We start from the raw sequence: 15,731 nt of genomic DNA, 5'->3' as shown, positions 1-15,731 counted from the left end.
TCTGTTGACCCGGCGGGGGGTGTCGTGCACACTTGAGCCTGTTCCACTCAAGTCAGCTGGAGGTTATTCACCATGGCACGTGCGGTCGGCATCGACCTGGGCACGACTAACTCCGTCGTCAGCGTTCTGGAGGGCGGCGAGCCCACCGTCATCACCAACGCCGAGGGCGCCAGGACCACGCCGTCCGTCGTCGCCTTCGCCAAGAACGGTGAGGTGCTGGTCGGCGAGGTGGCCAAGCGCCAGGCGGTCACGAACGTCGACAGGACCATCCGCTCGGTCAAGCGCCACATGGGCACCGACTGGAAGGTCAACCTGGACGGCAAGGACTTCAACCCGCAGCAGATCAGCGCCTTCGTGCTGCAGAAGCTGAAGCGGGACGCCGAGTCCTACCTGGGCGAGAAGGTGACCGACGCGGTCATCACCGTCCCGGCGTACTTCAACGACGCCGAGCGCCAGGCCACCAAGGAGGCCGGTGAGATCGCGGGCCTCAACGTCCTGCGCATCGTCAACGAGCCGACCGCCGCCGCGCTGGCGTACGGCCTGGACAAGGACGAGCAGGTCATCCTGGTCTTCGACCTCGGTGGCGGTACGTTCGACGTCTCGCTGCTGGAGATCGGCGACGGCGTCGTCGAGGTGAAGGCCACCAACGGTGACAACAACCTCGGTGGTGACGACTGGGACCAGCGCGTCGTCGACTACCTGGTCAAGCAGTTCCAGTCCGGCCACGGCGTGGACCTCGGCAAGGACAAGATGGCCCTCCAGCGCCTGCGCGAGGCCGCCGAGAAGGCCAAGATCGAGCTGTCCTCGTCCACCGAGACCTCGATCAACCTGCCCTACATCACGGCGTCCGCCGAGGGCCCGCTGCACCTGGACGAGAAGCTCACCCGCGCCCAGTTCCAGCAGCTGACGTCCGACCTGCTGGAGCGCTGCAAGACGCCGTTCCACAACGTCATCAAGGACGCCGGCATCCAGCTGTCCGAGATCGACCACGTCGTCCTCGTCGGTGGCTCCACCCGTATGCCCGCCGTCGCCGAGCTCGTCAAGGAGCTGACCGGCGGCAAGGACGCCAACAAGGGCGTCAACCCGGACGAGGTCGTCGCCATCGGCGCCGCCCTGCAGGCCGGTGTCCTCAAGGGCGAGGTCAAGGACGTCCTGCTCCTCGACGTCACCCCGCTGTCCCTCGGTATCGAGACCAAGGGCGGCATCATGACCAAGCTGATCGAGCGGAACACGACGATCCCGACGAAGCGTTCGGAGATCTTCACCACCGCCGAGGACAACCAGCCCTCCGTGCAGATCCAGGTCTACCAGGGCGAGCGCGAGATCGCGGCGTACAACAAGAAGCTCGGTATGTTCGAGCTGACCGGTCTGCCGCCGGCGCCCCGCGGCGTCCCGCAGATCGAGGTCGCCTTCGACATCGACGCCAACGGCATCATGCACGTCACGGCGAAGGACCTCGGCACCGGCAAGGAGCAGAAGATGACCGTCACCGGCGGCTCCTCGCTGCCGAAGGACGAGGTCGACCGGATGCGCCAGGAGGCTGAGAAGTACGCGGAGGAGGACCACGCCCGCCGCGAGGCCGCCGAGTCCCGCAACCAGGGCGAGCAGCTCGTCTACCAGACGGAGAAGTTCCTCAAGGACAACGAGGACAAGGTCCCGGGCGACGTGAAGACCGAGGTCGAGGGTGCCGTCGCCGAGCTGAAGGAGAAGCTCAAGGGCGAGGACACCGCCGAGATCCGCACGGCCACGGAGAAGGTCGCCGCCGTCTCGCAGAAGCTGGGCCAGGCCATGTACGCCGACGCCCAGGGCGCGCAGGCCGCCGGCGGCGAGGCCCCGGGCGCGGGTGCCGGTGCCGCCTCCGGTGACAAGGACGACGATGTCGTCGACGCCGAGATCGTGGACGACGAGCGCAAGGACGGTGCCGCGTGACGGAGGAGACCCCGGGTTTCGAGGAGAAGCCCGACGTCCCCTCCGGCGCCACTCCCGACGACGCCGAGCCGAAGGCCGCCTCCGAAGAGGGGGCGGCCCCGGCCGGGGACGCAAGCGAGAACGCGGGCCTGCTGGCCCAGCTGGACCAGGTGCGCACGGCGCTGAACGAGCGCACGGCGGACCTCCAGCGGCTCCAGGCCGAGTACCAGAACTACCGGCGCCGGGTCGAGCGGGACCGCGTCGCGGTCAAGGAGGTCGCCGTCGCGAACCTCCTGTCCGAGCTGCTTCCCGTGCTCGACGACATCGGCCGGGCCCGGGAGCACGGCGAACTCGTCGGCGGCTTCAAGTCCGTCGCGGAGTCGCTGGAGACGACCATCGCGAAGATGGGCCTCCAGCAGTTCGGCAAGGAGGGCGAGCCCTTCGACCCGACGATCCACGAGGCCCTGATGCACTCCTACGCACCGGACGTCACCGAGACGACGTGCGTGGCGATCCTGCAGCCCGGGTACCGGATCGGCGAGCGCACCATCCGCCCCGCGCGGGTGGCGGTCGCCGAGCCGCAGCCCGGTGCGCAGACGGTCAAACCGGCCGAGGAGAGCACCGAGGCCACGGACGGCTCCGACTCCGCGGACAACGCGGGGAACGCCGGCACCAAGGAGAGCGGTGGCCCGGACGAGGGCTGAGCTTGAAGTGACGAAAGAGGCGCGAGAGGAGGGACGTCGGGGATGAGTACCAAGGACTTCATCGAGAAGGACTACTACAAGGTTCTCGGCGTCCCCAAGGACGCCACCGAGGCCGAGATCAAGAAGGCGTACCGGAAGCTCGCCCGCGAGAACCACCCGGACGCCAACAAGGGAAACGTCAAGGCGGAGGAGCGCTTCAAGGAGATCTCCGAGGCCAACGACATCCTCGGTGACCCCAAGAAGCGCAAGGAGTACGACGAGGCCCGCGCCCTCTTCGGCAACGGCGGTTTCCGCCCGGGGCCGGGCGCGGGCGGCGGCGGCACGTTCAACTTCGACCTGGGCGACCTCTTCGGAGGCGGCGCCCAGGGCGGGGGCCAGGGTGCCGGCGGCTTCGGCGGCGGGCTCGGCGACGTCTTCGGCGGCCTGTTCAACCGCACCGGCGGCGGTCCCGGCACCGGCACGCGGACCCAGCCGCGGCGCGGCCAGGACATCGAGTCCGAGGTCACCCTGAGCTTCACGGAGGCCATCGAGGGCGCGACGGTCCCGCTGCGGATGTCCTCGCAGGCGCCCTGCAAGGCCTGTTCGGGCACCGGCGACAAGAACGGCACGCCGCGCGTGTGCCCGACCTGCGTCGGCACCGGCCAGGTCGCCCGGGGCTCGGGCGGCGGCTTCTCGCTGACCGACCCGTGCCCGGACTGCAAGGGCCGCGGCCTGATCGCCGAGGACCCCTGCGACGTCTGCAAGGGCTCCGGACGCGCCAAGTCCTCGCGGACGATGCAGGTCCGCATCCCGGCCGGGGTCTCCGACGGGCAGCGCATCCGGCTGCGCGGCAAGGGCACGCCGGGCGAGCGGGGTGGCCCGGCGGGCGACCTGTACGTGGTCGTGCACGTCAAGGAGCACCCCGTCTTCGGCCGCCGGGGCGACAACCTCACCGTCACCGTCCCGGTCACCTACGCCGAGGCCGCCCTCGGCGGCGAGGTCCGGGTCCCGACGCTGGGCGGCCCGCCCGTCACGCTGAAGCTGCCGGCGGGCACCCCGGGCGGCCGCACCATGCGCGCCAGGGGCAAGGGCGCGGTCCGCAAGGACGGCACCCGCGGTGACCTTCTGGTCACCGTCGAGGTGAGTGTTCCGAGGGACCTGACGGGGAAGGCTCGTGATGCGCTGGAGGCGTATCGCGAGGCGACCGCGGACGAGGACCCGCGGGCGGAGCTGTTCCAGGCCGCGAAGGGAGCTTGACGGGATGGACGGTCGTCGACGCAATCCGTATGAACTGACCGAGGACACCCCGGTCTACGTCATCTCGGTGGCGGCCCAGCTCTCCGGCCTGCACCCGCAGACCCTGCGCCAGTACGACCGCCTCGGCCTGGTCTCCCCGGACCGCACGGCCGGCCGCGGCCGGCGCTACTCGGCCCGCGACATCGAACTGCTCCGCACGGTGCAGCAGCTGTCGCAGGACGAGGGCATCAACCTGGCCGGAATCAAGCGCATCATCGAACTGGAGAACCAGGTCGCCGCGCTCCAGGCCCGCATGGCGGAGCTGCAGGACGCCCTCGACGGCGCGGCGTCGGCGATGCGCCAGCGCGAAGCGGCGGTGCACGCCTCGTACCGCCGCGACCTGGTTCCGTACCAAGAGGTACAGCAGACCAGCGCGCTGGTGGTGTGGCGGCCGAAGCGGCGCGGTCAGTCCCCGGACTGACCGGCCGTACCAGGCAGAACGGCTGTGACGGGCCCGGGGGTTCGACCGGACCTCCGGGCCTGTTCGCAACGGTGATGTCTCATTGGTCTAGTACTTCTTGACGATTTCGTGAAGACAGCGTTGGCTTCCCTCACCTGGGTCACCACAACACCCGTGTGTCGGAAGGTAAGCGCAGTGAACAGCCGTGCCCGTCGTATCGCCATATCCGTGGCCGCGTCCATGATGACCTTCTCGCTGGCCGCCTGCGGTGCGCTGGACGCGTCGGAGAGCAGTGACGCGGCGAGCCCGACCAAGGGCAACGACATCACGGTGGGACTGCTGCTTCCGGAGAAGGACAACACGCGCTACGAGCAGTTCGACTACCCCTTCTTCAAGGCGAAGATCGCCGACCTCACGCGCGACGAGGGCAACGTCAAGTACGCCAACGCCGAGGCGAGCCCCTCGAAGCAGGCCGCCCAGATGCAGCAGATGATCGACGACAAGGTCGACGTGATCGTCCTGGACGCGGTCGACGCCAAGTCCATCAGGGGCAGCGTGCAGAAGGCCAAGGACGCCGGCATCCCGGTCATCGCCTACGACCGGCTGGCCGAGGGCCCGATCGACGCCTACATCTCCTTCGACAACGAGCTGGTCGGCGAGGTCCAGGGCCGCTCCCTCATCGAGGCGCTCGGCAGCGACGCGGACAGCTCCGACAAGATCGTCATGATGAACGGTTCGCCCACCGACCCGAACGCCAAGCAGTTCAAGGCGGGGGCGCTGGCCCAGCTGACCGGCAAGGTGACGATCGCCCAGTCCTTCGACACCAAGGACTGGAAGGCGCAGAACGCCGAGGCGAACATGATCGAGGCGATCGAGAAGATCGGCAAGAAGAACATCGCGGGCGTCTACTCCGCCAACGACAGCATGGCGGGCGGCATCATCAAGGCCCTGGAGGACGCGGGCGTCACCGATCTGCCGCCGATCACCGGCCAGGACGCGGAACTCGCCGCGGTGCAGCGGATCGTCACCGGCGAGCAGTACATGAGCGTGTACAAGTCCTACCCGCAGGAGGCCGAGAGCGCCGCGGAGATGGCCGTGGCGCGGGTCCAGGGCCGGGACATCCAGTTCGACGCGCTCGCCCGCGACAAGGTCGACAGCCCCACCCACAAGGGCATCCCCGCGCAGCTCGTGCCCGTCGTCGCCCTGACGCGGGAGAACATCGAGCAGACCGTCGTCGCGGACGGCTTCTACAAGGTCTCCGACATCTGCACCGCCAAGTACGCGGAGGACTGCGCGGAGATCGGGCTGAAGTAGTCCCGCTCCGTCCCCGGCACACCGCGCCGGGCACAGTGGCCGCAACCAGCGTTTTCCGGCCGTCGTTCCCTGCGGAGCCGTGTTGCGGACCCGGTCCGGGCCGCGCATAGTTGCGCTGCGGAAGGAGCCGGAACCGGGGGTGGGATGGGCGATGGCCGGGCACGGGGCGGATGAGCATCCACACGGTGCCGACCGGCTGTGCGCGGCCGGGGACCGCATGTACTCCCGGGCCGTACGGCGCGGCCGGGTGCCGCGCCGGGACGCCGAGCCGGTGCCGTGCCTGCTGGAGCTGGCCCTGCTGCACCCCGACCCGGACGACATGGACTGGCTGGTGCCGACCTCCCCGCAGGAGGTCATGACACGGCTGCTGCGCGGGGTCCACGACGAGGTGAGCGCCAGTCAGCGACGGGTGGGCTCCGCGGTGGAGGCCTTCGAGCGTTACGCGGATCTCGGACGGCAGACGCAGACGCAGACGCCGGCCGCGGCCGGGGGCGCGGCGATCCGGGTCCTCGACGGCCTGGCCCGCATCCACGCGGCGATGGACGAGGCGACGCAGGCGTGCACGACGGAGGTGCTCACCGTCCAGCCCGGCGGCATCCGGCGTGAGCACGAACTGTCGGAGGGACTGCACCGCGCGCTGGCACTGCGCGGGCGCGGGGTGCGGATGCGGGACCTGTACACGCACGTGGCCCGGCACGGGCAGGGCCTGCTCAACTACCTGGACCTGATGGGCGACACGGTGGAGGCCCGCACCCTGGACGAGGTCATCGACCGCCTCATCCTCTTCGACCGCACGGTGGCCTTCATCCCCGCCAACACCGACCGCACGATGGCCCTCGAGCTGCGCCACCCCGCCCTGATCGCCTACCTGGTCACGGTCTTCGAACGCCTGTGGCGCCTCGCGATCCCCCTGGCCGCCCCGCTCCCCGACACCGGCATCGAGGGCATCTCCCACCGCGAGCAGTCCATCGCGGCGCTCCTGGCGGAGGGCCACCAGGACGCGGTGATCGCGGAACGGCTGGGCATCAGCGTCCGCACCGCCCGTGCCCACATCGCCCGTCTCTCGGAGACCCTGGGCGCGGCCAGCCGGACGCAGTTGGGGGTGCGCATAGCCCAGGCCGGCCTGGACGGCTCCCCGCGGAGCACGCCGCCTCCCGCCGCCGTCAGGGTTCCCGGTCCAGGATCCCCGACCGCCCGATGAGGTAGCCGAGCTGTGCCCGGCTCTCGCTGCCGAGGGTGGCGGCGAGTTTGGCGATGTGGACGCGGGCGGTGCGGACGTTCATGCCGAGGCGGTCGGCTATGACGTTGTCGGTGTGCCCTTCGACGAGGAGTGCGGCTATGGCTCGCTGGCGGGGGGTGATGCCGTTGAGGGTGGGCTGGTGGACGGCTTGCGGGTGCATGGGGGTGGCCAGGCGCCACAGGCGGTCGAACGTGGTGGTGAGATAGGAGACGAGGGCGGGCTGGCGGACCTCCAGTGCGAGGCTGCGGTCGGTGTTGGCGGGGATGAAGGCCACCGTGCGGTCGATGAGGATCAGGCGGTCCGTGACCTCGTCCAGGGTGCGGGCCTGGACGTCACCGCGGAGTTGTTCGTAGCGCGCGAGGATCGGTGGCGCGTGGCGCAGGGTGTGCTGGTAGATGGCCCGGATGCGGCCGCCGCGGTCCAGCAGGTCCTGGTCGCGCCGCAGCGCGGCGTCCCTGTAGCGGGTCTTGGACGGTGCGTAGCTGTTGTGCGGCTGAATGGCCAGGACCTCGGTGGCGGCGTTCATGGCCGCGTCGAGGATGGAGCTGATGTGCTCCTTGTCGCTGTGCACGGTGATCAGGGGGTCGGCCGGCGGGGTGTCGTACCGCCCGCTCACCCGCATCAACGGTTCGAATTTCGCGGCCAGTTGCTCCGACCGTCGGCGTTCGTCGGCGACGCGGTCCTCCGAAGCGCGCAGCAGCCTGTGCAGGGCCACGGCGGGTGCCACCGGCTCCAGCCACTCCACGTCGTCCAGCGCGGGCCGCAGCAGGCCGTGAGCGGCGAGGCAGGGTGCCGGCTGTGCGGCTGACGCGCGCAGCCGTCCTTCCCGCAGGGCCCGTACGTACACCTCCGTCCCCACGGCGCACAGGTCCTCCGGGCCGTGCGCGGGGTGCGGGACGGAGGGGTCGGCCGCCATCTGCCGGTCGTACGTCTCCTCGGTCACGGGTGGCCCTCTCCCACGGGTCCTTGCTGCCCCTGTTCCAGGATCCCCGACTGGGCTATGAGGTAGCCGAGCTGGGCGCGGCTGCCGCTGCCGAGGACCGTCGCGAGTTTCGCGATGTGGGCTCGGCACGTGCGCACGTTCATGCCCAGGCGGCGGGCGATGGCCTCGTCGACGTGGCCCTCCACGAGGAGCTTGGCGATCGAGTGCTGGATGTCGGTGATGCCGTCGGGAGCCGTTTCGTAGGGGGCGCCGGCGGTGAGGGGGACCGCTCGGCTCCAGATGAACTCGAACACCTTGATCAGGTAGCTGACCAGGCCCGGGTGCCGGATCTCCAGGGCGACCTGCCGGTCGTCCCGGATGGGGATGAAGGCCACGGCCTCGTCGCAGATGACGAGGCGTTCGACCAGCTCGTCGATGGTGCGGTACTCGGCCTTCCCGTTCGGGAACTGGTCCACGTAGGCCAGGCGTTCGGGGTTGTACCGCGCCGTGTGCTGGTAGAGGGTCCGGATCCGCACCCCCCGCTCTATCAGCGTCCTGTCGCGTTCCAGGGCTTCGATGAGCCTGCGCTCGGGGTGCCGTGCGCTCGGCTGGACCGTGAGCATCTCGCTCAGGCACTGGTCCGTGGCCAGGTCGAGGGCGGCGTTGATGCGGTCGAGACCCTCCAGCACGGTGATCGAGTGCGTCGGTGCCGCGCCCTGGGCGCTGATGGCCATGAAGGGCTCGAAGGCCGCGGCCAGCTCGATCGAGGTGCGCCTGCGTTCGGAGATCTCGTACTCGATGGGATTCAGCCGTCGGGCGAGGGCGACCGCGGGAGCCACGGGGAGCAGCCAGTTCGCGTCGTCGGGATCGGGGTGGAGGAGCGCGAACTCCATCAGGCAGGGGACGGACTCCGCCTCCCCGCGGGCAATACGTCCGGTCCGCAGGGCGTTCGCGTAGAGGCGTCCGCCCTCCTCACACAGTTCAGTAATGGCATGGGGATGTATCGTTTTGGACTGATTTGTTGTCAAGTCTCCACCCCCCAGGGTCCTGAACGTGCAGGAACATGATGCACCGATTGTGTGGCCATGACGTGCCTGAATGAGCCATCGTCTTATCCGACGGGGGAAGAGGGGACCTTCAAGTGAGGACGAAGCCGACTATGTCTAAGAGAATGCTTCGCTCGGTGCTTGTCGCCGCCTTCTCCGCCGTTGTGGCCTTCGGAACACTGAGTGGCCTCTCCGTCGAGAAGGGTGACGCTCGAGCGGACAGCGCCTGGTCACTGGCGATGGTGAACGCCTCGCCCGCCGGCGGGGACGGAGAAGCCACCACGGACGACAGTGCGTGGTCGTGACATGACGACACCACCCGACGACCGCTCCTTCCGGCGCGAGATGGCTACCGCCTACCGCTCCGGCTGGCACTTCATCGACCTGGTCACCGCGGTCCCCCACCCCGGTGACTCCCTGATGGTGACCGTCTTCGGTGAGCCGGTCGTCGTCACGCTGGACGAGGACGGCGACGTACGGGCGTACCGGTGCCTCCGGCGGCCGCGAGGGGCACCGCAGCCCGTGCGGTGTGCCATCCGGTACGGAATGATCTTTGTGAACCTGGACCAGAGGGACCACCGGCTCGCGCAGCCGGAGGTCCCCGAAGTGAGGACCATCTCGGCCACCCCCCGCAGTGCCTGACGCGATTCCCCCGTCGTAACAGATCGCTCAGGTGCTTCCCCCCGGCAGCGGCGTCACCGTGACCTGAACACGGTGACGCCGCTGTCGTTTGCGTGGACATTTCGCGGTATCACATGGTTCCGATCCTGGCTGAAAAGGCCCTCGCGTCGCGGCTTCGCCAGTCGTGCGAGACGACCCTGGTACCGGCCGAGGGGACCCGCGCCCGTTTCCCTTGAGTGGAATAGACTCAACTTTGTGTACGTTGTCTGAGTCAGCACTGGGAGACCCGGCCGGACCGCCGACGGCCGACGCGAGGAGGAGAGCCAGAACGTGGACGCCGAGCTGACCAACCGGAGCCGGGACGCGATCAACGCGGCCAGCAACCGGGCCGTGACCGAGGGGAACGCCGACCTCACCCCTGCCCACCTGCTCCTGGCCCTGCTCCAGGGGCAGGACAACGAGAACATCACCGACCTGCTCGTCGCCGTGGAGGCCGACCTCGCGGCCGTGCGCGCCGGCGCCGAGCGCATCGTCGCCGGGCTGCCCAGCGTGACCGGGTCCACGGTCGCGCCGCCGCAGCCCAGCCGTGAGATGCTCGCGGTGGTCGCCGACGCCCAGGCCCGCGCCAAGGATCTCGGGGACGAGTACCTCTCCACCGAGCACCTGCTCCTCGGCATCGCCGCGAAGGGCGGCGCGGCCGGTGAGGTACTGGAGGGGCAGGGTGCCAGTGCGAAGAAGTTGCAGGAGGCCTTCCGCAAGGCGAGGGGAGGGCGCAGGGTGACCACCGCCGACCCCGAGGGTCAGTACAAGGCCCTGGAGAAGTTCGGCACCGACCTCACCGCGTCCGCCCGGGAGGGCAGGCTCGATCCCGTCATCGGGCGGGACCAGGAGATCCGGCGCGTGGTGCAGGTGCTCAGCCGCCGTACCAAGAACAACCCCGTCCTCATCGGCGAGCCCGGCGTCGGCAAGACCGCCGTCGTCGAGGGGCTCGCCCAGCGGATCGTCAAGGGGGACGTGCCCGAGTCGCTCAAGAACAAGCGGCTGGTCGCGCTGGACCTCGGCGCGATGGTCGCCGGGGCCAAGTACCGGGGTGAGTTCGAGGAGCGGCTGAAGACCGTCCTCGCCGAGATCAAGGACTCCGACGGGCAGATCATCACCTTCATCGACGAGCTGCACACCGTCGTGGGCGCCGGGGCCGGCGGCGACTCCGCCATGGACGCCGGGAACATGCTCAAGCCCATGCTCGCGCGCGGTGAGCTGCGCATGGTGGGGGCGACGACGCTGGACGAGTACCGGGAGCGGATCGAGAAGGACCCGGCGCTGGAGCGACGCTTCCAGCAGGTGCTGGTCGCCGAGCCGACCGTCGAGGACTCCATCGCGATCCTGCGCGGGCTCAAGGGGCGGTACGAGGCGCACCACAAGGTGCAGATCGCCGACAGCGCGCTGGTGGCCGCCGCCACGCTGTCCGACCGGTACATCACCTCCCGCTTCCTGCCCGACAAGGCCATCGACCTCGTCGACGAGGCCGCCTCACGGCTGCGCATGGAGATCGACTCGTCCCCCGTCGAGATCGACGAACTCCAGCGCGCCGTCGACCGGCTGAAGATGGAGGAGCTGGCGATCGGCAAGGAGACCGACGCCGCCTCCCTCGAACGCCTGGAGCGGCTGCGCCGCGACCTCGCCGACAAGGAGGAGGAGCTGCGCGGCCTCACCGCCCGCTGGGAGAAGGAGAAGCAGTCCCTCAACCGGGTCGGTGAGCTGAAGGAGAAGCTCGACGAACTGCGCGGGCAGGCCGAGCGGGCCCAGCGCGACGGCGACTTCGACACCGCGTCCAAGCTGCTCTACGGCGAGATCCCGGCCCTGGAGCGTGACCTGGAGGCCGCCTCCGAGGCCGAGGAGGAGGTCGCGAAGGACACCATGGTCAAGGAGGAGGTCGGCGCCGACGACATCGCGGACGTCGTCGCCTCCTGGACCGGCATCCCCGCCGGTCGGCTGCTGGAGGGCGAGACGCAGAAGCTGCTGCGGATGGAGGACGAGCTGGGCAGGCGGCTCATCGGGCAGCGGGAGGCCGTGGAGGCCGTCTCCGACGCCGTGCGCCGCAGCCGCGCCGGGATCGCCGACCCCGACCGGCCCACCGGGTCCTTCCTCTTCCTCGGCCCCACCGGCGTCGGCAAGACCGAGCTGGCCAAGGCGCTCGCCGACTTCCTCTTCGACGACGAGCGGGCCATGGTCCGCATCGACATGTCGGAGTACAGCGAGAAGCACAGCGTCGCCCGGCTGGTCGGAGCCCCACCCGGCTACGTCGGGTACGAGGAGGGCGGCCAGCTCACCGAGGCCGTGCGGCGCCGGCCGTACACCGTCGTGCTGCTCGACGAGGTGGAGAAGGCGCACCCCGAGGTCTTCGACATCCTGCTCCAGGTGCTGGACGACGGGCGCCTCACCGACGGGCAGGGCCGTACCGTCGACTTCCGCAACACCATCCTCGTCCTCACCTCCAACCTCGGCAGCCAGTACCTGGTCGACCGGACGACCGGCGAGGCGGAGAAGAAGCGGCAGGTCCTGGAGGTGGTCCGGGCGTCCTTCAAGCCGGAGTTCCTCAACCGCCTCGACGACCTCGTGGTCTTCTCGGCGCTGGACAAGGAGGAACTGAGCCGGATCGCGCGGCTCCAGATCAACGCCCTGGCCCGCCGCCTCGCCGAGCGCCGCCTCACCCTGGAGGTCACCGACGAGGCCCTGGCCTGGCTGGCGGAGGAGGGTAACGACCCGGCGTACGGCGCCCGCCCGCTGCGCCGCCTCGTGCAGACCGCGATCGGCGACCGGCTCGCCCGGGAGATCCTCTCCGGCGAGATCAAGGACGGCGACACGGTTCGCGTGGACCGCTTCGGCGACGACCTGGTCGTGGGGCCGGCGAGCGGGAAGACGCTGTAGAACCGGTGCGGCGGACGGGCCGGCCCGGCCCGTCCGTCCGTCCGTCGCACCGGGCCGGGGTCGGCCCGTCATCCCCGGCGGGCGGCGGGCCGCCGCGCCTCACGCGGTGAACGCGCTCAGCGGTGAACGGGCTCACGCGGTGAACGCGCTCAGCGGTGAACGGGCTCACGCGGTGAACGCGCTCACGCGGTGAACGCGCTCAGCGGTGAACGCACCTCACACGGTGAATGCGGAGAACCGCACCAGGGCGGTGCCGGCGTCCTCGTACACCACGCTCACCCGGACGGCGTGGGCGTCCACGCCGTCCGGCAGACCCCGCGTGTAGTCCGGATCCAGACACAGATCCGCGTCGTCGTCCGCGCAGAACTCGGTCTCGGGTCCGGAGGCGTCCGGGTAGGTGTGCGCGAGCCAGTTCTGGACACCCGTGCGCGGCATGCGGAAGGCCGCGCTGTAATGAGTGTCCTGGAAGCTCTGGAGTGTGCACGTGCCGACCGGCCGGGCGCCGTCCGGCAGGGTGGCCCCGCCGAACGCGAGCACCTCGGAGCAGGGGACGACGCCGGACGCCCGGCCGCCGCCGTCCCGGTCGTCCGACTCGGACAGGACGAGGCCCACGAGAACGACGAGGAACGGAAGCAGGACCAGCGCCGACAGCGTCACGAGCGCCGCGGACAGTCCCCACCTGGTCCGCCCCCGCGGCACCTCCTCGGCGCCTCCGGGCCCCGTCGGCGCGTTCGGTGTCCGTCTCATGCCCCCGCCCCTGTCCGCCGCACGTCCACCCGTCCGGCCGGATCATGTCAGCCCAAGGCTGACAGGCCCCCGGCGGGCTTGCCACGCCCCTCCCCGCATGGGGGAGGATGGCCAGATCCGTACGAAGGGAAATTCACGGTGACCATCGACCCGTCCTCGATTCCGAACTTCGGGGGCAAGCAGCCCGAGCCGCAGCCGCAAGGACCGGCGGGCCCCGTCGTCCCGGATCAGGATCTTGTGAAGCAGCTCCTCGACCAGATGGAGCTGAAGTACGTCGTCGACGACGAGGGTGACCTCGCGGCGCCGTGGGAGCAGTTCCGTACGTACTTCATGTTCCGCGGCGAGGGTGACCAGCAGGTCTTCTCGGTGCGGACGTTCTACGACCGGTCCCACCAGATCGACGAGAAGCCGCAGCTGCTGGAGTCGGTCGACGACTGGAACCGGCGCACCCTGTGGCCCAAGGTGTACTCCCACACCCACGACGACGGCACGGTCCGCCTGATCGGCGAGGCCCAGATGCTGATCGGCATGGGTGTCAGCCTGGAGCACTTCGTCACCTCGACGGTCAGCTGGGTCCGGGCCGCCATCGAGTTCGACCGGTGGCTCGTGGAGCAGCTCGGCCTCGAGCAGGAGGTCAACGAGTCGGAGAAGCCGACGGACGAGGACGGCGAATAGTCCGTCCCGTACGCGGGTGAGCCCGGCCCCCCGGCATTCCGGGGAGCCGGGCTCCCGTCGTTCCGCGGTGGCTCATCCGGCCAGCGTCTTCAGCCGTCCCACCGCCTCCTCCAGTACCGACGTACGCTTGCAGAACGCGAACCGGACGAAGGGGGCGCCCGCCTCCCGGTGGTCGTAGAAGACCGCGTTGGGGATGGCGACGACGCCGGCGCGTTCCGGCAGGGCGCGGCAGAAGGCGAAGCCGTCGCTCTCGCCGAGGGGGCGGATGTCGGTGGTGACGAAGTACGTCCCGGCGGGGCGGTAGACGCCGAAGCCCGCCTCTTCCAGGCCGGTCGCCAGCAGGTCCCGCTTGGCCCGCATGTCCTCGCGGTAGGCGGCGAAGTACGAGTCGGGCAGCGTGAGGGCCTCGGCGACGGCGTACTGGAAGGGTCCGGAGGCCACGTACGTCAGGTACTGCTTGGCCGAGCGGACCGCCGTGACCAGGGCGGGAACGGCGGTGATCCAGCCGACCTTCCAGCCCGTGAACGAGAACGTCTTGCCGGCCGACCCGATGGTCACCGTGCGTTCGCGCATCCCCGGGAAGCTCGCCAGGGGGATGTGCTCGGCCGTGTCGAAGACCAGGTGCTCGTAGACCTCGTCGGTCACCACCAGCAGGTCCCGTTCCACGGCCAGCTCGGCGATCGCGGCCAGTTCGCCGCGGGTCAGGACCGTGCCCGTCGGGTTGTGCGGGGTGTTCAGCAGGAGCAGGCGGGTGCGGTCGGTGACCGCGTCGCGCAGCTCGTCGAGGTCCAGCCGGAAGGCCGCACGCCCGTCCGCGGAGTGCGGGCGCAGGGTCACGGGCACGCGCGTGCCGCCCGCCATCGCGATGCAGGCCGCGTACGAGTCGTAGTACGGCTCCAGCGCGACGACCTCGTCGCCGGGCTCCAGCAGGGCGAGCAGGGAGGCGGCGATGGCCTCCGTGGCACCGGCGGTGACCAGGACCTCGGTGTCCGGGTCGTAGGACAGGCCGTAACGGTGGTGCTGGTGCGCGGCGACGGCGGTACGCAGCTCGGGAACACCGGGGCCCGGCGGGTACTGGTTTCCGCGCCCGTCGCGCAGTGCCCGTACGGCGGCCTCCCGGATCTCCTCGGGACCGTCGGTGTCGGGGAAGCCCTGGCCCAGGTTGATCGCCCCGGTCCGTACGGCCAGGGCGGACATCTCGGCGAAGATCGTCGTCCCGAACTCGGCGAGCCGGCGGTTGAGGACGGGGCGTGCGCTGGAGCTCATGGGGGTCATGGCGGTCATCCTGCGCCGAAGCTCTGGAGTTCCTCAACTCTGCTTTGGGGCGTGGCGGCGAGGGGCATCTCCCGTTCACGCGATGAGCTTCGCCAAGCTTCACCAAGCTCGAGCTTCGCCGAGCCTGATCGGGCTTGACCCAGGTCGCATCGAACCTGGACCAGCTTGCGACGAGCTCCACGTCGAGCTTCATACAGAGACAGAGATACAGAGAGCGGGGCGCCCAACGGGGGGTTGCTTCGGGGGACTCCGGGCGCGAGCCCGGGAAGTGGAAGGAGGGTGACGCCATGGTCATCGGCATCATCCTGATCGTGTTCGCCGCGCTGGTGATCGGCGGGCTGGTGGCCGGGGCGCGGAGCTCCGGCGCGCGGAGCGGTCCGTCCGCGAGCCGGGCACGGGGCCGGCGCTCGGGGTCGTCGGGCGCGGGCGGCGACAGCAGCAACAGCTGGTGGGCCGGCGGGGGAGACGGCGGTTCGTCCTCCGGCGGCAACGACTCAGGCCACTCCTGCGGAGGCGGCTCGTCCTGCGGAGGCGGGTCGTCGTCCTGCGGGGGAGGGGGCGGCGGCGGATGCGGTGGAGGCAGCTGACACGGGGCAGCTGAGCTCCGGCAGGGGGAACCGCATCCCCGACACGGGGCCCGTTCCTGGGACCGGGCCCCGCGCCCATCACAGGCGCC

General features: G+C 70.2%; 14 protein-coding genes. 10 read left to right on the top strand and 4 right to left on the bottom strand.

Annotated features, from left to right (window positions below; translation table 11 throughout):
- The first annotated feature begins 72 nt into the window (after positions 1-72).
- The 6 genes from dnaK (at position 73) to ACZ7G3_RS14755 (ending at position 6,802) form a co-directional block, all read left to right on the top strand.
- Positions 73-1,929, top strand: a complete 1,857-nt coding sequence (gene dnaK, locus ACZ7G3_RS14780; RefSeq protein WP_470925767.1) for a molecular chaperone DnaK — start codon at positions 73-75, stop codon at positions 1,927-1,929.
- A complete protein-coding gene (grpE, locus tag ACZ7G3_RS14775; protein WP_426599236.1) occupies positions 1,926-2,612 on the top strand; it encodes a nucleotide exchange factor GrpE in 687 nt (228 codons plus the stop codon). Before dnaK ends, grpE begins: the two co-directional genes overlap by 4 nt.
- A 42-nt stretch (positions 2,613-2,654) precedes the next feature.
- Positions 2,655-3,848 (top strand): molecular chaperone DnaJ, encoded by a 1,194-nt coding sequence (gene dnaJ / locus ACZ7G3_RS14770; RefSeq protein ID WP_470925765.1) that lies wholly within the window; start codon positions 2,655-2,657, stop codon positions 3,846-3,848.
- Between the two features lie 4 nt (positions 3,849-3,852).
- Positions 3,853-4,308: a heat shock protein transcriptional repressor HspR gene (locus ACZ7G3_RS14765; protein ID WP_426520905.1), complete on the top strand. Its 456-nt coding sequence runs from the start codon at positions 3,853-3,855 to the stop codon at positions 4,306-4,308.
- A 174-nt stretch (positions 4,309-4,482) separates the two neighbouring features.
- On the top strand, positions 4,483-5,601 hold the full coding sequence (locus tag ACZ7G3_RS14760) for a sugar ABC transporter substrate-binding protein (RefSeq protein WP_470925762.1): 1,119 nt from the start codon (positions 4,483-4,485) through the stop codon (positions 5,599-5,601).
- A 151-nt stretch (positions 5,602-5,752) separates the two neighbouring features.
- Positions 5,753-6,802 (top strand): helix-turn-helix transcriptional regulator, encoded by a 1,050-nt coding sequence (locus tag ACZ7G3_RS14755; RefSeq protein WP_470925821.1) that lies wholly within the window; start codon positions 5,753-5,755, stop codon positions 6,800-6,802.
- On the opposite strand, the gene ACZ7G3_RS14750 is transcribed toward ACZ7G3_RS14755, so the two are convergent.
- Together ACZ7G3_RS14750 and ACZ7G3_RS14745 are read right to left on the bottom strand one after the other, a co-directional pair.
- Positions 6,765-7,757, bottom strand: a complete 993-nt coding sequence (locus tag ACZ7G3_RS14750) for a helix-turn-helix transcriptional regulator (RefSeq protein WP_470925819.1) — start codon at positions 7,755-7,757, stop codon at positions 6,765-6,767. The genes ACZ7G3_RS14755 and ACZ7G3_RS14750 overlap by 38 nt on opposite strands.
- A gap of 23 nt (positions 7,758-7,780) precedes the next feature.
- The gene (locus ACZ7G3_RS14745) at positions 7,781-8,752 is read right to left on the bottom strand and encodes a helix-turn-helix transcriptional regulator (RefSeq protein WP_470925818.1); all 972 of its coding nucleotides are present in this window, start codon (positions 8,750-8,752) and stop codon (positions 7,781-7,783) included.
- 363 nt (positions 8,753-9,115) lie between these two features.
- Here ACZ7G3_RS14745 and ACZ7G3_RS14740 point away from each other — a divergent pair, with 363 nt between their 5' ends.
- Entirely contained in the window at positions 9,116-9,451 is a 336-nt protein-coding gene (locus tag ACZ7G3_RS14740; RefSeq protein ID WP_426599232.1) for a hypothetical protein, read from the top strand.
- 309 nt (positions 9,452-9,760) lie between these two features.
- Positions 9,761-12,358, top strand: a complete 2,598-nt coding sequence (clpB, locus tag ACZ7G3_RS14735) for an ATP-dependent chaperone ClpB (RefSeq protein ID WP_470925760.1) — start codon at positions 9,761-9,763, stop codon at positions 12,356-12,358.
- 216 nt (positions 12,359-12,574) lie between these two features.
- Here the strand turns inward: clpB and ACZ7G3_RS14730 are convergent, their stop codons facing one another.
- Complete coding sequence (locus ACZ7G3_RS14730) at positions 12,575-13,105, bottom strand: hypothetical protein (RefSeq protein WP_470925758.1); 531 nt, start codon at positions 13,103-13,105, stop codon at positions 12,575-12,577.
- Positions 13,106-13,243: 138 nt separating this feature from the next.
- On the opposite strand from ACZ7G3_RS14730, the gene ACZ7G3_RS14725 reads away from it, so the two are divergent.
- The gene (locus tag ACZ7G3_RS14725) at positions 13,244-13,780 is read left to right on the top strand and encodes a YbjN domain-containing protein (protein ID WP_426599229.1); all 537 of its coding nucleotides are present in this window, start codon (positions 13,244-13,246) and stop codon (positions 13,778-13,780) included.
- 72 nt (positions 13,781-13,852) lie between these two features.
- Here ACZ7G3_RS14725 and ACZ7G3_RS14720 read toward each other — a convergent pair whose 3' ends face one another.
- Positions 13,853-15,055, bottom strand: coding sequence for a pyridoxal phosphate-dependent aminotransferase (locus ACZ7G3_RS14720; protein WP_470925756.1), 1,203 nt, complete (start codon positions 15,053-15,055; stop codon positions 13,853-13,855).
- A 287-nt stretch (positions 15,056-15,342) separates the two neighbouring features.
- Between ACZ7G3_RS14720 and ACZ7G3_RS14715 the strand changes: the two genes are divergently transcribed.
- A complete protein-coding gene (locus ACZ7G3_RS14715) occupies positions 15,343-15,642 on the top strand; it encodes a hypothetical protein (RefSeq protein ID WP_470925754.1) in 300 nt (99 codons plus the stop codon).
- Positions 15,643-15,731 lie beyond the last annotated feature (89 nt).

The organism is Streptomyces sp. NPDC037271 (genome assembly GCF_055603605.1).
This window is presented reverse-complemented; position numbering and strand designations above follow the sequence as displayed.